Origin of the sequence: Neotamlana sargassicola (assembly GCF_020523965.1) — a bacterium.
Taxonomy (GTDB): domain Bacteria; phylum Bacteroidota; class Bacteroidia; order Flavobacteriales; family Flavobacteriaceae; genus Neotamlana; species Neotamlana sargassicola.
Map to the genome: position 1 here is coordinate 614,905 of NZ_JAJAPX010000002.1, position 22,289 is coordinate 637,193.

Annotated in this window: 22 protein-coding genes; 20 read left to right on the top strand and 2 right to left on the bottom strand. The window is 32.9% G+C overall.

Features of this window, described 5'->3' with window-relative positions; genetic code table 11:
* Positions 1-6 precede the first annotated feature (6 nt).
* The 20 genes from LG651_RS07235 (at position 7) to LG651_RS07330 (ending at position 20,335) form a co-directional block, all read left to right on the top strand.
* Positions 7-1,206 (top strand): beta-ketoacyl-[acyl-carrier-protein] synthase family protein, encoded by a 1,200-nt coding sequence (locus LG651_RS07235; protein WP_226695465.1) that lies wholly within the window; start codon positions 7-9, stop codon positions 1,204-1,206.
* A gap of 2 nt (positions 1,207-1,208) precedes the next feature.
* On the top strand, positions 1,209-2,273 hold the full coding sequence (locus LG651_RS07240; protein ID WP_226695466.1) for a beta-ketoacyl synthase N-terminal-like domain-containing protein: 1,065 nt from the start codon (positions 1,209-1,211) through the stop codon (positions 2,271-2,273).
* Positions 2,267-3,031 (top strand): polysaccharide deacetylase family protein, encoded by a 765-nt coding sequence (locus tag LG651_RS07245; protein ID WP_226695467.1) that lies wholly within the window; start codon positions 2,267-2,269, stop codon positions 3,029-3,031. The genes LG651_RS07240 and LG651_RS07245 overlap by 7 nt, the downstream gene beginning before the upstream one ends.
* Positions 3,024-3,641, top strand: coding sequence for a LolA family protein (locus tag LG651_RS07250; RefSeq protein WP_226695468.1), 618 nt, complete (start codon positions 3,024-3,026; stop codon positions 3,639-3,641). Before LG651_RS07245 ends, LG651_RS07250 begins: the two co-directional genes overlap by 8 nt.
* The gene (locus LG651_RS07255) at positions 3,622-4,233 is read left to right on the top strand and encodes a hypothetical protein (protein WP_226695469.1); all 612 of its coding nucleotides are present in this window, start codon (positions 3,622-3,624) and stop codon (positions 4,231-4,233) included. Before LG651_RS07250 ends, LG651_RS07255 begins: the two co-directional genes overlap by 20 nt.
* 3 nt (positions 4,234-4,236) lie before the next feature.
* Positions 4,237-4,842, top strand: coding sequence for a porin family protein (locus LG651_RS07260; RefSeq protein WP_226695470.1), 606 nt, complete (start codon positions 4,237-4,239; stop codon positions 4,840-4,842).
* On the top strand, positions 4,842-5,207 hold the full coding sequence (locus LG651_RS07265; RefSeq protein ID WP_226695471.1) for a hotdog family protein: 366 nt from the start codon (positions 4,842-4,844) through the stop codon (positions 5,205-5,207). Before LG651_RS07260 ends, LG651_RS07265 begins: the two co-directional genes overlap by 1 nt.
* Position 5,208: 1 nt before the next feature.
* Entirely contained in the window at positions 5,209-5,703 is a 495-nt protein-coding gene (locus tag LG651_RS07270) for a hypothetical protein (protein WP_226695472.1), read from the top strand.
* Between the two features lie 37 nt (positions 5,704-5,740).
* The gene (locus LG651_RS07275) at positions 5,741-6,925 is read left to right on the top strand and encodes a DUF2062 domain-containing protein (protein WP_226695473.1); all 1,185 of its coding nucleotides are present in this window, start codon (positions 5,741-5,743) and stop codon (positions 6,923-6,925) included.
* An 88-nt stretch (positions 6,926-7,013) separates the two neighbouring features.
* Positions 7,014-10,595: an MMPL family transporter gene (locus LG651_RS07280; protein ID WP_226695474.1), complete on the top strand. Its 3,582-nt coding sequence runs from the start codon at positions 7,014-7,016 to the stop codon at positions 10,593-10,595.
* Positions 10,596-10,605: 10 nt separating this feature from the next.
* Positions 10,606-12,141: a phytoene desaturase family protein gene (locus LG651_RS07285; RefSeq protein WP_226695475.1), complete on the top strand. Its 1,536-nt coding sequence runs from the start codon at positions 10,606-10,608 to the stop codon at positions 12,139-12,141.
* A gap of 8 nt (positions 12,142-12,149) precedes the next feature.
* On the top strand, positions 12,150-13,823 hold the full coding sequence (locus LG651_RS07290; protein ID WP_226695476.1) for a C45 family autoproteolytic acyltransferase/hydolase: 1,674 nt from the start codon (positions 12,150-12,152) through the stop codon (positions 13,821-13,823).
* Positions 13,824-15,116 (top strand): phenylacetate--CoA ligase family protein, encoded by a 1,293-nt coding sequence (locus LG651_RS07295; protein ID WP_226695477.1) that lies wholly within the window; start codon positions 13,824-13,826, stop codon positions 15,114-15,116.
* Between the two features lie 158 nt (positions 15,117-15,274).
* Complete coding sequence (locus tag LG651_RS07300; protein ID WP_226695478.1) at positions 15,275-15,502, top strand: hypothetical protein; 228 nt, start codon at positions 15,275-15,277, stop codon at positions 15,500-15,502.
* 123 nt (positions 15,503-15,625) lie between these two features.
* Complete coding sequence (locus LG651_RS07305; protein ID WP_226695479.1) at positions 15,626-16,810, top strand: exo-beta-N-acetylmuramidase NamZ family protein; 1,185 nt, start codon at positions 15,626-15,628, stop codon at positions 16,808-16,810.
* Between the two features lie 126 nt (positions 16,811-16,936).
* The gene (locus LG651_RS07310) at positions 16,937-17,236 is read left to right on the top strand and encodes a hypothetical protein (RefSeq protein WP_226695480.1); all 300 of its coding nucleotides are present in this window, start codon (positions 16,937-16,939) and stop codon (positions 17,234-17,236) included.
* A 275-nt stretch (positions 17,237-17,511) separates the two neighbouring features.
* The gene (locus tag LG651_RS07315; protein WP_226695481.1) at positions 17,512-17,703 is read left to right on the top strand and encodes a hypothetical protein; all 192 of its coding nucleotides are present in this window, start codon (positions 17,512-17,514) and stop codon (positions 17,701-17,703) included.
* Positions 17,704-17,728: 25 nt separating this feature from the next.
* On the top strand, positions 17,729-18,586 hold the full coding sequence (locus LG651_RS07320; protein WP_226695482.1) for a fumarylacetoacetate hydrolase family protein: 858 nt from the start codon (positions 17,729-17,731) through the stop codon (positions 18,584-18,586).
* 67 nt (positions 18,587-18,653) lie between these two features.
* Complete coding sequence (gene fucP / locus LG651_RS07325; protein WP_226695483.1) at positions 18,654-19,994, top strand: L-fucose:H+ symporter permease; 1,341 nt, start codon at positions 18,654-18,656, stop codon at positions 19,992-19,994.
* 11 nt (positions 19,995-20,005) lie between these two features.
* Complete coding sequence (locus LG651_RS07330) at positions 20,006-20,335, top strand: L-rhamnose mutarotase (RefSeq protein WP_226695608.1); 330 nt, start codon at positions 20,006-20,008, stop codon at positions 20,333-20,335.
* A gap of 101 nt (positions 20,336-20,436) precedes the next feature.
* On the opposite strand, the gene LG651_RS07335 is transcribed toward LG651_RS07330, so the two are convergent.
* Positions 20,437-21,378, bottom strand: coding sequence for an endonuclease/exonuclease/phosphatase family protein (locus tag LG651_RS07335; protein WP_226695484.1), 942 nt, complete (start codon positions 21,376-21,378; stop codon positions 20,437-20,439).
* A 165-nt stretch (positions 21,379-21,543) separates the two neighbouring features.
* Positions 21,544-22,260 (bottom strand): head GIN domain-containing protein, encoded by a 717-nt coding sequence (locus LG651_RS07340; protein ID WP_226695485.1) that lies wholly within the window; start codon positions 22,258-22,260, stop codon positions 21,544-21,546.
* Positions 22,261-22,289: the final 29 nt, after the last annotated feature.

Here is a 22,289-nt window from a genome sequence, read left to right on the forward strand (position 1 = left end):
ACAAAAATGGGTAAAGGCGTTGCAATTACAGGTATGGGTATTATATCTGCTATTGGAAACAATGTAGACGAAAATCGCGAAGCACTTTTTGCTGGTAAAACGGGCATTGGTCGCGTGGTTAAAATTAACACCAATCATAAAAATGAAATTATGGTTGGTGAAATTGCATATACCAATAGCCAACTAGAAAACCTATTGCAATTACCCGAAACTAATAATTATTCAAGAACCGCTTTGTTAGGTGCTGTCGCTGCTAAAGAAGCAGTTGAAAGTGCTTGTATTTCTGATATAAATGAATATAAAACCGGTTTAATATCAGCAACCAGTGTTGGTGGTATGGACATGACCGAGAAATACTATTACGAGTATTTAGAAGATAAAACGGTTCAAAAATATATCGAAGCCCATCATGCGGGCGACTCTACCCAAAAAATAGCTGAACAATTGGGGCTTAAAAATAGTTTGGTAACAACTATTAGCACTGCTTGTTCTTCGGCTGCAAATGCCATTATGTTGGGTGCAAGACTTATAAAATCTGGTAAATTAGATCGTGTTATTGTGGGTGGAGCCGATTGCTTATCGAAATTCACGATTAACGGATTTAAAAGTTTAATGATTTTGTCAGACACCTACAATACACCCTTCGATGAAAACCGAAAAGGTTTAAATTTAGGTGAAGCTGCTGCCTTTTTGGTGTTAGAATCTGATGCAGTTGTTAAAGCTGAAAATAAAAACGTATTGGCTTATTTAAAAGGTTACGGTAATGCCAACGATGCGTTTCATCAAACCGCATCATCAGAGAATGGCGATGGTGCTACTTTAGCTATGCAACAAGCCTTAAAAGTGGCAAATTTAAATGCAGAAGCGATAGATTATGTAAATGCGCATGGAACAGCTACGGGAAATAACGATTTATCTGAAGGAAAAGCCTTTTTACGCGTGTTTAATACAATGCCGCCCTTTAGTTCTACAAAACCGTTTACAGGACACACTTTAGCCGCTGCTGGTGGTATTGAAGCGGTGTTTTCGGTATTGGCTTTACAACATAATGTGTTGTATCCAAATTTAAATTATAAAACACCAATGTCGGCATTTAATCTTGTGCCAGAATTGGAGTTAAAGGAAAAACCGATAACAAACATTTTATCAAATTCTTTAGGTTTTGGTGGGAATTGTTCAACCTTAATATTTTCAAAACAAGCGTAGTTATGGAAAAGGTTTACGTAAATGGTTTAGGAAGTATTTCGGCGCAAAATACATTTGATAATTCTGAGTTTTTAAACAGCGTTGAATTTTATACAGAAAACGTTATTCCGGCAATAGATGTTAATTACAAAGCATTTATTTCGCCTGCAGCTGCACGACGTATGGCAAAAGGCATTAAAATGGGAATTGCGGTCTCAAGAACCGCTTTACAAGAAGCAAATTTAGAAAATGTGGACGCTATTATTACCGGAACAGGTATGGGCTGTGTGCGCGATTCCGAAAAGTTTTTAAGTGCAATAATCGATAATGATGAGCAATATTTAACACCAACGCCGTTTATACAATCTACACACAATACAGTTGGTGGCCAAATAGCTTTAGATATAGGTTGCAAAGGTTATAATTTTACCTATGTGCATGCGTCTGTATCGTTTGAGTCGGCTTTATTAGATGCGCTTTTACAGATAAAAACAGATGAAAGCCATTCTATTTTAATAGGTGGAGTAGATGAATTGGCGCCACATACTATAGAAATTCATAAAGCGGTAAATCATATAAAATCTGAAGCTGTTGAGGCTTCAAAATTACTGGAAAATAAAACAAAAGGTGCTGTATTTAGCGAAGGCGCTAATTTCTTTGTGGTTTCAAATGAAAAATCTGAAACTAGCTACGCTGAGGTTGTCGATGTGAAATTAATTAACACTTTGGAAGCCGATGAATTAGAAACAGAGCTTAAAGCGTTTTTAAAAGAACAAAAGCTTACTGTTCAAGATTTAAGTGCTGTTGTTTTAGGCTGTAATGGCGATGTAGAATTTGATGGGTTTTACGATGTTTTAGCCGAAAATAGCTTAAAAGACATGCCGCAATTATATTACAAGCATTTGTCGGGCGAGTTTCATACCGCATCCTCTTTTGCGTTTTGGTTGGCTGCTCGTGTATTAAAATCGCAAACCATTCCAGAAGCTGTGGTTTTAAAAGGAGACATGCCTTCAGAAATAAAAAATGTATTACTTTACAACCAGTATCGCGGGCAAAATCATAGTTTTACTTTATTAAAATCATGCTAAATTTTAAAACCATAAGCATTGTTAGTTGTATTGCTTTACTTGGTTTAATTATTTGTAATAGCAGTTGGATTTTCATGGTTATGGTCGTTGTAATTTGGTTTGTAATTACGGGTTTAGGTTCAGGTTTAATTGGTTGGAATTATCATTTAAAATCGGTGCTTTCAAATGCAGAAACATCAAAAAATGCAGTTTCAATTACCTTTGATGATGGCCCAAATACAGAATTCACGCCTAAAGTAATATCGCTCTTAAACCAGTTTAATGCAAAAGCCACTTTTTTTTGTATTGGTAAACAGGCTAAAAATCATCCAGAAATTTTAAAACAAATTATTGCCGAAGGTCATATAATTGGCAATCATACGTTTTCTCATGCGAATAACTTCGGATTTTTTACTACTAAAAAAGTTATTTCAGAATTAGAGAAAACAAACAAAGTAATTGAAGAAATTACAGGGCTGAAAATGAAATTATACAGACCTGCATTTGGGGTTACAAATCCTAATATAGCTAAAGCGGTAAAGGTTTTAGGTGTAACATCGGTAGGTTGGAATGTACGCTCGCTCGATACAACTTCGCGAAGTGCAGAATCTGTTTTAAATAGAATAACAAAGCGCTTAAAAGCAGGCGATATTATTCTGTTGCACGACACTAGCGAGAAATCGCTCATCGTTTTGGAACAATTATTGTTATTTTTACAAAAGAAAAATTTAGCATCGGTAACTGTTGATGCTTTATGCGATTTACAACCTTATGAATAAAATTTTATTGGTCTTTTTGTTTATGGCATCTTTAGTTGGTGCGCAGCAAAAAATGACAAATACCGAAGCCAAAGCATTAAAAGCTTTAGTGAAAAATAGAGCGTCGCAAACTAAAACCATTGTTAGCGATTTTACGCAATATAAGCATCTCGATTTTTTATCGAACGATATAGTAACACAAGGGAAATTACATTTTAAATCGCCCGATTTTGTAAAGTGGGCTTACGTAAAGCCGTTTCAATACAGTGTTATATTTAAAAATAAAACCCTATTTATAAATAACGAAGGCAGTAAAAGTGAAGTAGATGTTGGCTCGAGTAAAATGTTTACAGAACTTAATAATTTAATCGTAAAAAGTGTAAAAGGCGATATGTTTGATGATGCGCAGTTTGCTATTGCTTATTTTAATGTTGAAGAAGGTAGCTTAGTTCAGTTTGAGCCTAAAGACCCAAAACTAAATGAGTTCATAAAAAGTTTCCATATAGTTTTTAGTGAAAAAGGAGATGTTGAGACTATAAAAATGATTGAGCCTTCAGGCGATTACACAAAAATTGAATTTACAAACCGGGTATTAAACTCAACGATTAGCAATGCGATTTTTAATAATTAGTTTTTGTTTTTTGTTGGTTTCATGTGGTTCGTATAGTAAAAAATACGAGTTGCAAAGTGAACCCGTTGTAACAAAATCAATTGAAAATAAGTATTTCGACTCCAAAGTAACCGATTATGTTTACAAATCTAATATAACGGTTTATGGCAATAATTTTGGGGGTTTGTTAATTGTAAAAAAACTAGCAGAAAACAATCATCGTGTGGCGTTTACTACCGAGTTTGGTAATAAAATTTTCGATTTTTCTTTTGTAGATGATGGCTTCAAAATAAACTATATACTTGAAGATTTAAATAAAAAAATGCTGATTAATATTTTGCAAGAAGATTTTTCAACCTTAATAAAGTCCAATCTTCCGGTAACGGCAGCTTTCAAAAAAGATAACTTCAATGTTTTAAAATCCGAAAGTGCTAAAACCGATTTGTACTATTATTTTTTAAATTCAGATTTATCTAAAATTGAAAAAGTAAAACATCAAAAGGCTAAAACAATTTTTTTATTCAGCGAAATAAAGAATAATATTGCACAACAAATTGAGATTGTGCATCAATCTATAAAATTACATATTAAGCTAAACGCCTTAAATCAATAAATAATGAAAAATAAACTACTTAGTTTGCTGCTTTTGTTACTGGTTTCAACAAGTTTTGCCCAAGTAACCTTTAAACCAGGACTTCGTTTTGGAGCTAATTTTTCAGAAATTACTAATACATCAAGTTATAAAAATAAAACAAATTTTTATGCGGGTGTTTTTGCTGAAATAAAATTTACTGAGTTTTACGCCTTACAGCCAGAATTATTTTATAGTAAACAAGGTGCAAAGCATAAAAATAATGAGGGAGATATAGATATAGATTATTTATCTGTTGCTCTTGCAAATAAGTTTTTTATCGACAAGAACTCTGGTTTACATATTATTTTAGGACCTAGTATAGATATTAATTTGGAATATAATTGGGTTAGTGTTTTAAACGATAACGTAGATTACGAATTAACTCCAATAGATTTAAGTTTGTTGGGTGGTATTGGTTACGAGTTTCCAAATGGGTTGTCTATAGAAGCACGATTGAAGCAAGGATTAATAGATTTGGATCTATTTAATAATGCTGATTATAATGATAACGAAAACAACCAACAGGACGATAACCAACTAAATAAAGTGTTTCAATTAGGGATAACCTATAAATTTAAATTTCGCTAATGCTATTACAAGACTTCTATAAAATAAACAGTATACAAACCGAAAGCGGACAAACTATAGCTGCCGTAACAATTAATAAAGATCACGAAGTTTTTAACGGGCATTTCCCTGGAAATCCTGTAACTCCGGGTGTTTGTATTATGCAAATAGTAAAAGATATTACTAGTAAAGTGGTTGAAAAATCGCTTTTTATGGAATCGTCTAGCAATGTTAAATTCATGGAAATTATTAATCCAGAAGTTAATCAAGATTTAGAGTTTATTTTAAATATTTCCGAAGTTGAAGGCGTTTATAAAGTAAAAAACGTAACCAAGTTTAACGATACTATTGCACTAAAACTTAGCATGAATTTAAAAGTGGTTTAAAATGAAACTATTAATTTCTTTTTTATTGTTTTTGGTTGTTGTGCCACAAAAAATTGATTTAAAATCGGTTAGAGAAACGTATAAACAATCGGCCGCAAGCCAAGAAAAAACAGAGCAACTCGATAAAATCTTAACGGCTGTAACAAAAAATGATAAACCAGCGCTAGTTGCTTATAAAGGTGCGGTTATTGCCTTAAAAGCAAAAAATGCCGAGAAAATTAAAGATAAAAAAGAAGGATTTATTGAAGGCGTTTCGTGGGTAGAACATGCTATTGAAAAAAGCCCAAACGATTTAGAATCACGATTAATTCGGTTAAGTATTCAAGAAAATTCACCTAAAATTTTAGGATATAAAAAGAATATTACCGAAGATAAAACGAAACTTTTAAATGGTTTAAAAAGTATTTCCGATAGTGATTTGAAAAATTATATAGAAGATTATATCTTGCAATCGAAAGTTTTTACTGATGAAGAAAAGGCAGAAATTTCAAAGTAATTTGAAAAAATAAGCACTTTCAGTAAAATAAAAGCAAATGAAAAACCAATCAACCAAAACCAGCATTTGCGTAATCATTCCAACCTACAACAATGAAAAAACATTGGTTCGGGTTATTGATGGCGTTTTAAACTATTCTAACAACATAATTGTTGTAAATGATGGTTCTACAGACAGCACGCCAAATATTCTTGGAAATTACGCCGAAAAGGTTGATGTTATAGCCTTTGAAAAAAATCAAGGAAAAGGAAAAGCGCTACGCGAAGGCTTTAAATTTGCCATTAATAAAGGTTACGATTTTGCCATTACTATAGATTCTGATGGACAACATTTTCCTGAGGACATTCCTAGTTTTATTAATGCTTTAGAAGCGCATCCAGATGAAAATTTATTGCTTATTGGTTCAAGAAATATGAGTCAAGAAGGTGTGCCTAAAAAAAGTAGTTTTGGTAATAAATTTTCTAATTTTTGGTTTTGGTTTGAAACGGGAATAAAATTAGAAGACACACAATCTGGTTACCGACTTTATCCATTACACGCTATAAAAAAGCGTAAATTTTTCACTAATAAATTCGAGTTCGAAATTGAAGTTATTGTACGTTTAGCTTGGGCAGGTATTAAAGTTAAAAACATGCCAGTAAAAGTGTTGTACGATATGAGCGAACGGGTTTCGCATTTTAGACCAACAATTGATTTTGCCAGAATTAGTGTGCTAAACACAGTTTTAGTTCTCATAACTTTACTTTACATAAAACCTCGAGATTTATTTCGGAGATTAAAAAAAAAAGGCATTAAACGTTTTTTTTTAGAAGACTTTCTAGGAAGCCAAGATTCGCCAAAAAAGAAGGCACTTTCGGTTGGTTTGGGCGTGTTTATTGGGTTGTCGCCACTTTGGGGATTTCATACGGTTACAGTTATTTTTTTGGCCATGCTTTTTAAGTTGAATAAAACCATTGCATTTGCATTTTCTAATGTTAGTTTGCCTCCGTTTATACCTTTTATAATTTATTTAAGTTCTAAAATAGGGCAGTACATTTACGGTGTAGAGTTTAGTTATAAGCTCGACGATTTAACTAAAGATTTCGTGATTCTAGAACACCTGGAAACTTACATTGTTGGAAGTTTCGTTTTAGCAACTATAGCTTCGTTAGTGTTAACTGCACTCAGTTTTTTATTGTTTAATTTAGTTAGAAATAAAAACGTAATTGTAAATAATGGCTAAAATTTTCTTCGGCATATATAACACAATCCAAAAAAATAAAATCCTTGGTTTTACGGGTTTTTTAATACTGTTGTTGGGCTTAATTTTTGTGTCGACTAAAATTGAGTTTGAAGAAGATATTACTAAACTTATTCCAATAAATAAAGGCAACGAAAACGTTAGTAAAGTGTTTAAATCGATGAAGTTTGCCGATAAAATAATAGTAAATATAGCTTTAGAAAATGAAGGCAATGTAAATGATTTAACCGCATTTGCCGATGCTTTTTTAGATAGTTTAAATGTAACTTCTAGTCAATATATTGATAATATTCAAGGTAAAATTGATGATGAAGCCACCGAAAAAACACTCGATTTTGTTTACAATAATTTACCACTTTTTTTAAATGCTGAAGATTATAAAACTATAAAAAGCAAATTAGGACAAGATAGTTTAGCGGGCATTACCAAAAATAACTACAAAACCTTGGTGTCGCCATCTGGAATTGTTTTAAAGAAAACCATAGTAAAAGATCCTTTAGGTTTATCTTTTTTAGGATTGAAAAAACTACAAAGTTTAAGTCTTGGAAACGATTTTAATTTATCTAACGGTTATTTACTTACCGCCGATAAAAAACATATTTTGTTATTTGTATCACCAAAGTTAAAATCGAGTGAAACGGCACAAAATGCTAAACTTTCCGAAAACTTATATGCTTTAGCAAATACCTTAAATTCAAGTTTTAAAGATAAAGTTAGTGTCGATTATTTTGGGGGTGCATTAGTAGCTGTAGAAAATGCCAAACAAATAAAACACGATATACAGTTTACGGTTAGCATTACCTTAACTATACTTTTGGTAATACTCATAATATTTTATCGTAAGCTCTTGCTGCCAATTATTTTGTTTGTTCCAACCATTTTTGGCGGACTTTTGGCAATTACTGTGTTGTTTTTGTTCCGTGAAAAAATATCGGCTATTTCTTTAGGTATTGGTTCGGTTTTATTAGGTGTAACGCTAGATTATGCATTGCATATTCTTACTCATATTCGCGATAATAACAATATAAAATCGCTTTACAAGGAAATAACAAAACCAGTTTTAATGAGTAGTGTAACCACCTCGTTGGCTTTTTTCTGTTTGTTGTTTTTAGATTCGCAGGCGCTTCAAGATTTAGGCTTATTTGCAGGTGTAAGCGCTTTAGGAGCTTCTGTTTTTGCTTTATTGTTAATTCCGCATTTATATAAAAAATCTCAATCAAAAAATTATTCCAATACGGTTATTGATGCTTTTGCAAGTATAAATTTTCATAAAAATAAATTTGCTTTTATAGTTATTGCTTTGGCAATAATGGTGTCGTTATTTACCTATAATAAGGTTGGTTTTAATAAAGATTTAAGTAAGCTAAATTTTGAGCCGCCTAAATTAATGAAAGCGCAAAGTAATTTAGAGGAAATTACAAATGTGGCGTCCAAATCGGTTTATGTAGCGGCGCATGGTAATACATTACAAGAGGCGTTACAGGTAAACGATTCCGTATTTAATCTATTAAATGGATTAAAACAAAACAAAGAAATTATCGATTTTAGTTCGGTTGCAGCTTTGGTGCAATCTGAAAACAATCAGAAGGAAAAAATAAAACAATGGCAGCAATTTTGGAATGAAAACGATAAAGATTCAGTAAAATTAAATTTAATTGAAAGCGGTAAAACTTTAGGATTTAAGCCAGAAACGCATCATAAATTTTATAATTTAATTAATGAAGACTTTCAAGCTATTCAGCCTTCAAAATTTTCAGAATTAAATGTTTTAAATGTTGATGATTTTATCAGCGAAAGCGAAAACTTTTATACCATATCATCTTTAGTAAAACTCGATGAAGCTAATGTAGAGGCGTTTTCAAATCAATTTAAAACTGTTAAAAATGTTGTTGTTATCGACAGAAAAGGCATTAACGAACAATTTTTAGGAAATCTTAAAACCGATTTTAATCATTTAGTTTTATATTCTTTAATAGTAGTTGTTATCATTCTATTGCTGGCTTACAAGAGTTTTTCTTTAACCTTTATAACCGTTGTGCCAATTGCTTTAACATGGTTTGTAACCATAGGTTTAATGGGGCTTTTGGGAATTAAATTTAATATTTTTAATATAATAATTTCGTCGTTTATTTTTGGTTTAGGTATCGATTATGGCATATTTATAACCAATGGATTATTGCATGAATATCGCACAGGTGAACCGGTTTTAAACACCCACAAAACATCTATAATTTTATCTGTAATTACCACCATTTTAGGTGTTGGCGTGCTTATTTTTGCTAAACATCCTGCCTTGTATACCATTTCAGTAGTGTCTTTAATTGGTATTTTATCGGCCATGATAATGGCATTTACTATACAACCGCTATTGTTTAAATTATTAATAGGAAGTAAAACATCTAGACCAAAAACGGTGTTCGAGTTACTACACAGCACCATGTCGTTTACGTATTATGGTTTGGGTACGGTTTGTCTTTCGGTAGTGGCAACTATTTTCATAAAAATACGCCCCTCTAAAAAAGAAGCTTATATGTTAACATTTCATAAGTTAACATCTCGCTTTTTAACCTCGGTATTAAAATCAAATCCTTTTGTACCTAAGTATATTATTAATGATGTAAAAGAAGATTTTGAAAAACCAGCCATAATTATAGCAAACCACACCTCGTTTTTAGATACTTTAACAATTGAAATGGTGTCTTCAAAAATTATATTTTTGGTAAACGACTGGGTTTATAACTCGCCAGTTTATGCCAGAGCCATGAAATTAGCTGGATATTTTCCAGTGTCTGAAGGTATAGAAAACGGATTAGAGCAATTAAAAGAAAAAGTAGCGCAAGGTTACAGTATTATGGTGTTCCCAGAGGGTTCTCGTTCGTTTACAAATAAAATAAATAGGTTTCATAAAGGCGCATTTTATTTAGCAGAACAGTTTAATTTAGATGTGTTGCCTATTATGATTCATGGGAATTCTGAAGTTAACTCCAAAGGTGATTTCATTATTAGAAAAGGAAAAATTACCATTAAAGTACTAGAACGAATAAAGGCTAACGATGTTTCTTTCGGTGAAACAACCAGAGCAAGAACCAAGTTAATTAGTCAGCATTTTAAAACAGAATTTTTTAAGTTTAGAAAGGAAAATGAAGATGCAACCTATTTTCATCATTTAGTGTTATGCGATTATAGATATAAAGGCGATGCGCTTTACAAATGGGTTAAAACAGATTTGGAAACTTATAAAAATCAGTATTATAAAATTTTACAACAGCTTCACGAAAGCAAACAAGTTTGTCATATTTCAGATAAAAACGGTCAGTTAGATTTTTTAATGGCATTAAATAATGCGGCACTAAAAATAGAAAGCTTTATTGAAGATGTTAGCGTTAGAAAAATTCTAGAAAATTCATATTTATCGAATACACATTATAAAATTAATTATTCTGGTACTTTTGATGCCTTCAAAGAAAAACTAAACACTTCAGAGGTGTTAATAATTGATTCGGAAATTGATATTCATCAATTAAAATCATTAGAAAATATTAAAACATTGGTACTGCTTAAAGAAAGTTGTACATTAAGCCAAATGTTAATTAAAACAGATGGTTTTAACTTGTTTTTACAAGAAAAAGAGCTCGTTATATTAAAAAAATAATCAAATTTAAATGAAAGAACACTACGATGTAGTTATTGTTGGAAGCGGATTAGGAGGCCTTGTTAGTGCTATTATTTTGGCTAAAGAAGGCAAAAGCGTATGTGTTCTAGAAAAAAACCAACAGTTTGGTGGTAATTTACAAACCTTTGTAAGAGATAAAACCATTTTCGATACAGGTGTTCATTATATTGGAGGTTTAGCCGAAGGACAAAATTTACACAAGTATTTCTCGTACATAGGTATCATGGATGGTTTAAAGCTTAAGCGTTTAGATATTGATGGTTTCGATGTGGTTAGTTTTGATAATTACGATGGCGAATTTCCTTATGCACAAGGCTACGATAATTTTAGAGAAAAACTTATTGAAAAATTTCCAGAAGAAGAAAAAGCAATTACAGCTTATTGTGATAAAATGATAGAGGTTTGCCAAAAGTTTCCTTTGTATTCGGTAAAAAAAGGAAATCCGTATGACATAGAAATTTATCAAGAATCTGCAAAAGGATTTATTGATGCCTTAACAGGTAACGAAAAGTTAAAAGGTGTTTTGGCAGGAACAAATTATTTGTATGCAGGCTATAAAGAAAACACGCCTTTGTATGTGCATGCGCTATCGGTTAATTCGTATATAGAAAGCGCTTACCGTTGTGTAAATGGAGGGAGTCAAATAACTAAATTGCTTATTAAGCAGTTAAAATCGTTTGGTGGTGAAGCCCATAAAAATCATAAAGTAAGTCATTTTAAAACTGAAGAAGGCCGAGTTACAGAGGTAATTTGTGCAAACGGAAAAGTAGTAAGCGGAGATACATTTATTTCTAACATAGAGCCTAAGTTAACCTTACAAATGTTGGGCGATAGCCCTTTAAAAAAGGCCTATGTAAACAGAATAAATTCAATAGAAAACACCATAGCGCCTTTTAGTTTGTATATTGTTTTTAAACCAGATAGTTTTAAATATTATAACCATAATTTTTATCATTTTCGCGATGTAAATAAAATGTGGGATTCTCAAGATTACACTCAGGAAACTTGGCCAGAAGGTTATATGATGTCTTTTGGTGTTGGTAAAAATACCGAGGAATTTGCCGAATGCGTAACGGTTATGACCTACATGCGCTTTGATGAAGTTGAAAGCTGGAGCGATACCTTTAATACAGTAAAAGAGAAAAACGACCGAGGTGAAAGTTATGAAGCTTTTAAAACCAAAAAAGCCGAAAAATTAATTGACGAATTAGAGAAAAAATTCCCAAATATTAGAAGCTGTATGGCAGAATATTACACGTCCACACCGCTATCTTACCGAGATTATATTGGCAGCCATAACGGATCTATGTACGGTTATGTGAAAGATATAAACAAGCCATTACAATCTATTGTTTCACCTAAAACGAAAATTAAAAATCTTTATTTTACAGGGCAAAGTTTAAATATGCATGGCATTTTAGGCGTTACTATTGGAGGTGTTATAACCTGTTCGGAAATTTTAGGAATGGATTATTTAGTCGATAAAATTAACGAAGAAACACAAATATCTAAAACTGTAAACTAGTTGTTGGCATGAAATTGCTATTCGGGCAAATACATAAAGCATTTTGCATATCAGCAGTACTTGTGCTTTTGGTTTCTTGTGGTGTATCTAAATCACTTCACGATAAGCCAGATATATCTCAGTTTAATGCAGAAATACCAACTCGAAAAACTGTAAACGATTCTACTTTTGCTTTAGTCGATAACTATCTAATTAAAAACAAACAAGGCCAATGGGAATTGTTGGTTAGCGGAAATCCGTTGCAATTAGGTTTAAAAACAGGGCGGTTAACCCAAGAATTATTTGCTAAACAAGAAGCTTATTTTTTAGGCAAGGTAGAAACGATGGTGCCATCAAAATTTAAGCAGAAATTATTGCGCAAATTAATGGCATGGTACAACCGTAAAATGTATTTGCATATTCCTGAAGAATTTAAAACCGAAATTTACGGATTAGCCCAATACGCTGGTGATGATTACGATTATATTGCCGACGATTATCTGCGCATTTTGTACTTGCACGGAGCACACGATATTGGTCATGCCTTTCAAGATTTAGCTTTAGTTGGTTGTTCATCATTTGCGGTTTGGGGCGATAAAACCAGCGATGGCAGTATGCTAATAGCGCGGAATTTAGATTTTTATGCAGGCGATGATTTTGCTAAACAAAAAATAATAGCCTTTGTTAAACCCGAAAGTGGTTACAATTTTATGTCTGTAACTTGGCCAGGGATGATTGGCGTTGTTTCTGGGATGAACGAAAAAGGTTTAACAGTAACCATAAACGCCGGAAAGTCTAAAATTCCTCTGGTGGCAAAAACACCAATTTCTATTTTAACACGCGAAATTTTGCAGTATGCTTCAAACATTGAAGAAGCTGTAGCCATAGCTAAAAAACGTCAAGTTTTTGTTTCAGAATCTATTTTTATAGGCAGTGCTTCAGATAAAAACGCAATAACTATCGAGGTTTCTCCTAAAAATTTCGGAGTGTATCAAGTGCCAAATTCTAATCAGTTAATTTGTACCAATCACTTTCAAAGCAATGCTTATAAAACCGATGAGCGTAATGCCGAACATATTCAAGAAAGCCACTCAAAATATAGGTACGAACGTTTACAAGAGCTTGTAAATGAAACCGATAAATTAACGCCAGAAAAGGCTGTTAATATATTGCGCGATCGAGATGGTTTAAATAATTTGGCATTAGGTTATGGCAACGAGAAGGCATTAAACCAGTTGCTTGCGCATCATGGAGTGGTGTTTAAGCCGGAACAAGGTTTGGTTTGGGTGTCTTCAAACCCATATAATTTGGGTGAATTTGTAGCTTATAATTTAAATGAAGTTTTTACTGAAGCAGATTCAAGTTTTCAGTCGCATCAAACTTCAAATTTAAACATTGAAACCGACCCGTTTTTATATTCTGAAGCTTATAAAAATTATGAAAATTATCGTGTTGAAAGTAGAAAGTTATCCGAAGCAATATCAAATAACACACATATTAACACGAACGATTTAGAGGCTTTTAAGCAGTTAAACCCCAATTTTTGGGAAGCGTATTATTTAGTAGGAAAGTATTTTTATGAAAAGAAATATTATACGGTTGCATTGCTTAATTTTGAAGCGGCCTTAACTAAAGAAGTTACAACGGTTCCAGACCAGGAGCGTATAAAAACGTATATTAAAAAAATAAAAAGGAAGTTGTAAATGATTCCCGATATAGAAAAAGCATCTCGACAGGAAATAAAAGTTTTTCAAGAAGAAAAATTAAAAGCGTTGTTAGCTTATTTAAATAAAAATTCGGCTTATTATCAGCGTGTTTTTGCTGCAAATAATATCGATGTTTCCAATATAAAAACCTTAGAAGATTTAATAAAAATACCAGTTACAACAAAGGACGAGTTACAAAAGTACAACGACGATTTTTTATGTGTGCCAAAGCATAAAATTCGCGATTATGTAACCACTTCAGGTACTTTGGGCGACCCTGTAATTTTTGGTTTAACCGATAAAGATCTAGATCGTTTGGCTTATAACGAAGCCATTTCCTTTGCTTGCGCAGGTGTAAAAGAAGGCGATGTTGTGCAACTTATGACTACCATAGACCGCCGATTCATGGCAGGTTTAGCCTATTTTTTAGGTGTTAGAAAATTAGGTGCAACCATAATTCGTGTAGGGGCAGGTGTTCCAGAATTGCAATGGGATTCTATTTTAAAATTCAATCCTACCTATTTAATTGTGGTGCCATCGTTTTTATTAAAACTTATTGAATATGCCGAATCACACGGTATCGATGTCAATAAATCAGGAGTAAAAGGCGCTATTTGTATAGGTGAATCGTTGCGAAATCAAGATTTTACCTTAAATACTTTAGCCGAAAAAATTACGGCAAAATGGGATATTAACTTGTATTCCACTTATGCTTCAACCGAAATGAATACAGCATTTACCGAGTGCGAGCATTCCAAAGGTGGACATCAACATCCAGAATTAATTATTATAGAAATTTTAGATGATGATAACAAGCCTGTGCCAACAGGCGAGGTTGGCGAATTAACCATTACAACTCTTGGGGTAGAAGGTATGCCATTATTGCGTTTTAAAACTGGCGATATGGTAAAAGCGCACACCGAAGCTTGTTTATGCGGACGAACTACCACAAGACTAGGTCCTGTTATTGGTCGAAAAAAACAAATGATTAAATACAAAGGCACTACGTTGTATCCGCCAGCAATGGATAATATTTTAAACGATTTTACCGAGGTTGAAAGTTATGTTATCGAGATAAGCCATAACAATATTGGTACCGATGAAATTTGTTTAAAAATAGCGACTACTAATAATTCTAAAGATTTTTTAAACGCTATAAAAGATCATTTTAGAGCCAAACTTCGAGTGACTCCAAAAATAGAATTACATCCAAAGGAAAAAATAGAAAAAATACGCTTCCCAAAAATGAGCAGAAAACCTGTTTTGGTTATTGATAAAAGGAAAGCTTAATTTTACATGAGTTAAATAAGATTTACTCCAGCAGAAATAAACGGAATTAAATTAGGGGTGATTCTATTTAGAAATGGTTTGTTTACAGCCTTCGATGCAGAGTTTGAAAATCTAAATAATTCGACCGATGATGTTGTTTTAGGAACAAAAAGTGGTCTTTGGCCTATGGTGATTTAATAAAAGCCATATGTCTTGTTGCTTTAATTGAAATGTTTGAAGAATGGCCTATTGATAATGCTTCCGATGGTGCAGCTCCATTTAGTGATAAAGCTACTGTTTTGGCCAAATGTGTTACATTTTTAAAAGGAGCTAAGGATGCTTTAGAAACAGATCCAATGTCTGATGATTTTGAAACTTCTATGCAACGGTCTAGCTTTAGTTTATAAAAAACAATTCCGACGCCCCAACAATTTAATAGCTTAAAGTTAATTTTTTTAGTTTTTTTGAGGGTAGCAATATTGCTGCCCTTAAAAGCTAAAAAAGAATAGGTATATTTAAAATAAAAATTTATGAAAGTACAAACAGGTTTAGAGGTGTTGCTAAACGATAAAGAAATTCAAAAACAATTTAATGGAAATGTTGCATTACTTTGTCATAATGCTTCAATCGATGACACATATACACATGCCGCCTTAAAGTTTAAAACTGTATTTGGAGACCGATTTGTAAAGTTATTTGGTCCACAGCACGGTTTTTCAACAGATGTGCAAGATAATATGGTAGAAACCGATCATGTTATGCATCCATTTTTTAAAATACCTGTTTACTCATTATACTCCGAAACACGCATTCCTACAGACGAAATGCTTTCCGTTATAGATCATTTATTTGTCGATTTACAGGACGTTGGTTGTAGAGTGTATACCTACATTTATACCTTAACGCACTTGTTAGAGAAATGCGCATCAAAACCTATAGAAATAGTGGTTCTAGATCGTCCAAATCCATTAAATGGGGTGGAACTAGAAGGAAATATTTTAGAAGCAGGTTTCGAGTCTTTTGTTGGGCGACACCCAATACCAATGCGTCATGGTATGACTATGGGAGAAGTTGCTTTAATGCATCAAAAATTTTGGGCAACAGAAAAAGCTAACGTAAAAGTTATTAAAATGAAAAATTGGGAGCGCGGTATGTATTTTGAAGACACTAAGTTGCCATGGTTGTTGCCATCTCCAAATTTATCGCGAATAGAAAGTGCTTACACTTTTCCTGCAACTGTTATGTTTGAAGGAACAACCTTAAGTGAAGGTCGTGGTACAACTCAGGCTTTAGAAGTTGTTGGTCATCCTAAAATAGAACCTTATGCGTTTTATGAAGAGGTGCTTTCTCCAGCAAAAAAAGAATCGGAATTAACAGGCTTCGAGTTTCGACCTATTACTTTTTTACCAACGTTTCAAAAACATGGAAATAGTGTTTGTGGTGGTGTTCAAATACATGTTACTGATAAATCTACTTATAAACCTTGGCGCGTTGGGCAATTGTTAATGCAGAAGCTATATCACTATTTGGGCGATGATTTTGGTTGGAAAGAACCGCCATACGAGTATGTTTTCGATCAAAAACCTATCGATATAATTAATGGCTCTGAAAAAATAAGACATTGGATTGTTAATAATGATAGTATAGATAAGTTAAATACTTTAGAAGATTTAGAGGTTTATAAGTCGCAATTAAAAGAAATTATAATTTATTAAGCTTTTTGTGATGTCATATGATATTATACGAATAAAATATAGATTATTCATTAATAGTATTCAATCTTAAAATTAAACAATAATATCATCATTGCAGTAATCTAGAGTAACATTACACTAAATTTAATGAAAAAAATAATCGTATTTTTTGCGCTGTTAATTTGCCTGCATTTTCAGGCGGAAGTTCCATTACAAACTTCAAATGTTGAGCATCAAAAAAAATGGGTAGATAGTGTGTTTTCAACCCTAAGTTTAGACCAAAAAATTGGGCAGCTTTTTATGGTACAAGCTTATTCCAATAGAAGTGAAACCGAAACTAATTTTATCAAAAAAATGATAAATCAGTTTCAAATAGGAGGTCTTATTTTTATGCAAGGTACACCAGATATGAAGCTATTTTGGAATAACCAAGTTATGATTTGTTAAGTGTTTTTAAAATATTCAAGTTGTTTTTGAGCTTGTTTATGTTCTTATTTTTTAGCTATAAAAATTGAAGTATTATTAAAATACTTTGTAATTATTGCATTTTTGGTATTGATTTATTTTAGAAGGCAAAAAAAGTATTATAAATAATCAAATTATAGTTAGATATATCCTTTATTAGGGTGTAATATTGCTTTTGCAAACGAGTAAACTAAATAAAATCGAGATGCTACCATAAATCTTGGTTTTATTTTTTTGAAAATATACCAACTAAAACCATGTCAAAAATCAGTTTAAAAAATAAAGTAGCCTCAGTTAAAGCTATTCTTAACGGTTTTGGCAAAACCATACTGTTAATCTTTGCACAGCTAGGACCTGCAGTGGCTATCTGCGATTTTAATTTAGATTATTCCAAAGAAATGGTTTTATGTTTAAATGATGGCGGATTTGTGACTTTAAACGGGAATTAAAAAACACTCAAAAAAATATTTTAAAATGAAATTAATAAGATTTGGAGCCGTAGGCGAAGAAAAACCAGGTGTTCAGTTAGCAAACGGAACTAAAATTGATGTTTCTGCTTTTGGGCAAGATTACGATGAAGATTTTTTTGGCAACGACGGTATCGAGAAATTAGCAAAGTGGTTAGAAACTAACCAAGCTAGTTGTCCAGAGGTTGATGATAGTGTACGTTTAGGTGTGCCATTAACCAGACCATCAAAAATAGTATGTGTAGGTTTAAACTACGCACAACACGCAGCCGAAGCTGGTATGGAAATTCCAAAAGAGCCTGTGTTATTCTTTAAATCTACAACAGCGTTAGTTGGGCCAAACGACGATGTTATAATTCCAAAAAACAGCGAAAAAAGCGATTGGGAAGTAGAGTTAGCTATTGTAATTGGTAAAAAAGCATCCTATGTAGAAGAAGCAGATGCATTCGATCATATAGCCGGATACGTTTTACACAACGATGTAAGTGAGCGCGCTTTTCAAATAGAAAAATCAGGACAATGGTGTAAAGGTAAAGGTTGCGACACTTTCGCACCAGTAGGTCCGTTTATTGCAACAACAGACGAAATAGAAGACCCTAATAACTTAAACTTATGGTTAAAATTAAATGGCGAAGTCATGCAAAATAGCACCACTTCAGATTTTATTTTTAACGTACAACACGTAGTAAGCCACATTAGCCTGTTTATGACGCTTTTACCTGGCGATATCATTTCAACAGGAACACCATTTGGTGTTGGTTTAGGTTTAAACCCACCAATGTATTTAAAAGAAGGCGATGTTATGGAGTTAGGTATTGAAGGCTTGGGCGTTTCAAAACAAAACGTAAAAGCTTATAAAAAGTAGCCTTAATATTTCCCTTAATTTACAAGCACAACTAAGTTAAACTACAGATCTAAAACAAAGATATTTTATGAATAATATAGAAAAGACCCCAGTGGTATCGAAAAAAATAATTTTACCTTTTATACTAGTTACTTCCCTTTTTGCCCTATGGGGTTTTGCAAACGCAGTAACCGACCCCATGGTTAATGCCTTTAAAAAGGTTTTAGAGTTATCTAACACACAAGCATCTTGGGTACAAATGGCGTTTTATGGCGGCTATTTTTGCATGGCTTTGCCAGCGGCTTTATTTATGCGCAAGTATTCATACAAAGTTGGGGTATTAATAGGGCTGGGGCTTTATGCTAGCGGCGCATTGTTGTTTTATCCTGCTGCCACTACAGAAATGTTCTGGTTTTTCTGTTTAGGTTTATACATATTAACCTTTGGTTTAGCTTTTTTAGAAACTGCAGCAAATCCATACATTTTAGCAATGGGAGAAAAAGAAACGGCTACACAACGTTTAAATTTAGCGCAATCATTTAATCCGGTGGGTTTAATTGCTGGTTTATTAGTGGCGAAGTATTTTGTTTATGATAAATTACAGTCTGATGATATTGCGGATTTTTCCGCGTTAAGTGAAACAAAAAGGGCCATGGTTAGAGTGGCCGATTTAGCGGTAATTCGCGACCCATACGTAGTTTTAGGTTTAGTTATTTTAGGTGTTTTTGTGTTGTTTTTAGTTAACAAAATGCCACAAAGTAAAGCAGAAGGTACTATGCCTAGTTTAGGAGCTACTTTTAAAGGGTTGTTTAAAAACTCTAAATATGTTTTAGGTGTTTTTGCGCAGATTCTTTATGTAGGCGCTCAAATCATGACTTGGACATATATTTACCAATATGCAGAAGCCATTGACTTAGCAAATGCCGGAGTAGCAGGCTACGAAAAAATAGATGTTTTTGCCTATCAATTTGTGGCTTTCATTTTATTTGCTGTTGGTCGTGTGGTTGGTACAGCTATGTTACGTGTAATGAGTCCTGGTAAATTATTAATGTTCTTTGCTGTATTGGCTGGAGCTTTTGTGGCAGGAGCTATTTTTATAAGCGGTACTGTTGGCTTGTATTGCGTAGTTGGAATTTCATTTTGTATGTCACTTATGTTCCCAACTATTTACGGTATTGCTTTAAACGATTTAAATGAAGAAGAATCTAAAGTTGGTTCTGCAGGTTTAGTCATGGCCATTGTAGGTGGTGCATTATTACCCATGTTTCAAGGAATGATAATTGATGCAGGTGGTTCAGGAGTGGCTGACACTTTAATCATGGGAGTTGCAGAAGTTAACTTTTCATTTATACTGCCATTAATTTGCTTTGTATATATTGCATGGTATGGATTTCATGTGTTTAATAAACATGAGGGTAAAACTATTTAAATTGTATTATGATGAAAAGATTTTGTTTTGCACTCGATTTAAAAGATGATGAAGCTTTAATTGAAGCTTATAAAACCTATCATAAAAACGTCTGGCCAGAAATTATTGCCAGTATAAAAGATTCCGGAATAGAAGTTTTAGATATTTATTTGGTAGCAAATAGATTGTTTATGATTATGGAAGTAAACGATACGTTTTCGTTTGAGAAGAAAAATGAAATGGATTTAAATAATCCTAAAGTACAAGAATGGGAAACATTAATGTGGAAATATCAACAGGCATTACCAGCAGCAAAACCAGGTGAAAAATGGATGTTAATGGAAAAGATTTTTGAGTTATAAATTATATAGTTAAAGAAAAACCGAACTCAAAAGAGGCTTCAACTTTATATTGAAGCCTTTATTTTTTATTTTAATGTTGTTTTAAGTTAAGCTTTATTTGGTTAAAGATCTAATTGCATCCAAAGCGGGCGATGGTCTGAAATATAATATCTTAAATAGCTTCGAAAGTTTTTGGGTGTTTCATTTTGCCAAAGTTCTGGAAAAATGGCAGTATCAAAATCAAAAACACCATTATTTACAATTTTAGATTTTATATCTGGAAGAAACGCAATTTGGTCAAATTGTTTATCGTTTGAGATGTTTGAGTATACTTTAGTTGAATGATAGGGAAGCAGTAACCCACGACTTAAAAGTGCATTATAAACTACATCGCCAGGTTCTACTTTTGGGATGTTAAAATCGCCTAAAGCAATTATGTTTTTCGAGAAAGCGTTTTTGTTTTTTCGGTTTAAATCGGCATATCTAGAAATGGCATAAGCTTCAAGCGCGCGCCTATTTAAATCAGATTTTGATGTGCTTCCGGAAAAGGAATGCACCGTAATTAAAATAAAAGTAAAGTTTTGCCACTGGAAGGAGCATAGGTAAGGGTTTCTATCAAAACCTGTAAAGGTTTCAGTAATTCCCTTAATTTTTATGTATTTATGGTCTTTTGGCGCTACGGCAATTTCGCCAACAAGTTCCAATAATTTAATTTTTCGGTTATCGTATATAAAAGCCGATCGTTCGTTGTTGCCACCTCTATCAGAAAATATTAAGCTGTAATAACTCGGTAGTTCAGATTCAATATTACGTAAACCTTCTAAATTAGCATTTACTTCTTGCACAGCAACCACATCAAACCAGTTAATTATTTCGGCAATAAGTTTATAATGGTCGGTGTGTCTGTCTTGTAAACCTAGATTGGCTATATTCCAAGAGGCAATAAGTAGTTTGTCGTCTACTTTATCGGGTATTTCTCTTAACGTTTTATGCGCTTTTAAGTGATTTATTTCATCATTTAAAATAAAAGGAAAACTAAATTTTGGTTTAGCAAAGGATGGCATTAGAGGTAATGTTTAGATTATGCACTCTAATATAAATATTAAATTTTATTATTTTAAAATATAAGTTGTTCATTTTCAGTTGTAAATGAAACAATGTTGAATTAAATTGAAAAGGCTTCAAAATTAATATTTTGAAGCCTTCCTTTTTTGATTGATTGTTTGGTTTTATCGTTGCACAATACTACCTGAGGAGCTATCGCTTTTATTAACAGTTTTTGGGTTTCCATAATAATTTACATCTGCACCACTAGAAGCTTTTGCAATTAGTGTTTCGGTTGTGTTAACTGTTATGCCAGCACCGCTAGAAGCCTTTACTTCGCTACTTTTTGTAATTAAGTCTGCCGCTCTAATATCGCTTCCGCTTGAGGCTTCGGCTGTAAGTGTTTGTGTGCTTCCGCTTAAGCGCATATCGCTTCCGCTACTTGCTTTGCAATTTAGGCTATTGGTTTTTACTTCTAGTTTCATATCGCTGCCGCTACTAGATTTTAAACTTAAATGTTCTGCAACTATAGGTGTTTTTGCAAATACATCGCTACCACTTGTAGATATTATGTTACTAACATTTTTAAAATTGACATTAACTTTTAAAGTTGTAGAGTAACCAATACTTTCTTTACAGTGTATTTTTAAAACCCCGTCTTCAATATCGGTTAAAATGAGGTCTTGTAAATTTTCGTCGGCTTCAACAACAATGCTTTCGGTGTTGCTTTGTGTTAAATATACGTCTAAACCTTCGGTAGCTTTAATGGTTGTAAAGCCTTCGGTTACGGTTCTGTTGCTAGTAACTACATTGCCGTTACCGCGCTCGCCCATATCAAATTTACAGGAGAATAACGTTAAACTAATTATGGCAGCTACAATAATTTTGATTAGAGTGGTCATGATTGTTCGTTTTTTAATTGATTTAATTT

What these genes read in the sequence shown, in the direction of transcription:
- LG651_RS07235 (WP_226695465.1), top strand. Translation starts at nt 7, where the DNA reads ATGGGTAAAGGCGTTGCAATTACAGGTATGGGTATTATATCTGCTATT.
- LG651_RS07240 (WP_226695466.1), top strand. Translation starts at nt 1,209, where the DNA reads ATGGAAAAGGTTTACGTAAATGGTTTAGGAAGTATTTCGGCGCAAAAT.
- LG651_RS07245 (WP_226695467.1), top strand. Translation starts at nt 2,267, where the DNA reads ATGCTAAATTTTAAAACCATAAGCATTGTTAGTTGTATTGCTTTACTT.
- LG651_RS07250 (WP_226695468.1), top strand. Translation starts at nt 3,024, where the DNA reads ATGAATAAAATTTTATTGGTCTTTTTGTTTATGGCATCTTTAGTTGGT.
- LG651_RS07255 (WP_226695469.1), top strand. Translation starts at nt 3,622, where the DNA reads ATGCGATTTTTAATAATTAGTTTTTGTTTTTTGTTGGTTTCATGTGGT.
- LG651_RS07260 (WP_226695470.1), top strand. Translation starts at nt 4,237, where the DNA reads ATGAAAAATAAACTACTTAGTTTGCTGCTTTTGTTACTGGTTTCAACA.
- LG651_RS07265 (WP_226695471.1), top strand. Translation starts at nt 4,842, where the DNA reads ATGCTATTACAAGACTTCTATAAAATAAACAGTATACAAACCGAAAGC.
- LG651_RS07270 (WP_226695472.1), top strand. Translation starts at nt 5,209, where the DNA reads ATGAAACTATTAATTTCTTTTTTATTGTTTTTGGTTGTTGTGCCACAA.
- LG651_RS07275 (WP_226695473.1), top strand. Translation starts at nt 5,741, where the DNA reads ATGAAAAACCAATCAACCAAAACCAGCATTTGCGTAATCATTCCAACC.
- LG651_RS07285 (WP_226695475.1), top strand. Translation starts at nt 10,606, where the DNA reads ATGAAAGAACACTACGATGTAGTTATTGTTGGAAGCGGATTAGGAGGC.
- LG651_RS07290 (WP_226695476.1), top strand. Translation starts at nt 12,150, where the DNA reads ATGAAATTGCTATTCGGGCAAATACATAAAGCATTTTGCATATCAGCA.
- LG651_RS07295 (WP_226695477.1), top strand. Translation starts at nt 13,824, where the DNA reads ATGATTCCCGATATAGAAAAAGCATCTCGACAGGAAATAAAAGTTTTT.
- LG651_RS07305 (WP_226695479.1), top strand. Translation starts at nt 15,626, where the DNA reads ATGAAAGTACAAACAGGTTTAGAGGTGTTGCTAAACGATAAAGAAATT.
- LG651_RS07310 (WP_226695480.1), top strand. Translation starts at nt 16,937, where the DNA reads ATGAAAAAAATAATCGTATTTTTTGCGCTGTTAATTTGCCTGCATTTT.
- LG651_RS07315 (WP_226695481.1), top strand. Translation starts at nt 17,512, where the DNA reads ATGTCAAAAATCAGTTTAAAAAATAAAGTAGCCTCAGTTAAAGCTATT.
- LG651_RS07320 (WP_226695482.1), top strand. Translation starts at nt 17,729, where the DNA reads ATGAAATTAATAAGATTTGGAGCCGTAGGCGAAGAAAAACCAGGTGTT.
- fucP (WP_226695483.1), top strand. Translation starts at nt 18,654, where the DNA reads ATGAATAATATAGAAAAGACCCCAGTGGTATCGAAAAAAATAATTTTA.
- LG651_RS07330 (WP_226695608.1), top strand. Translation starts at nt 20,006, where the DNA reads ATGAAAAGATTTTGTTTTGCACTCGATTTAAAAGATGATGAAGCTTTA.
- LG651_RS07335 (WP_226695484.1), bottom strand. Translation starts at nt 21,378, where the DNA reads ATGCCATCCTTTGCTAAACCAAAATTTAGTTTTCCTTTTATTTTAAAT.
- LG651_RS07340 (WP_226695485.1), bottom strand. Translation starts at nt 22,260, where the DNA reads ATGACCACTCTAATCAAAATTATTGTAGCTGCCATAATTAGTTTAACG.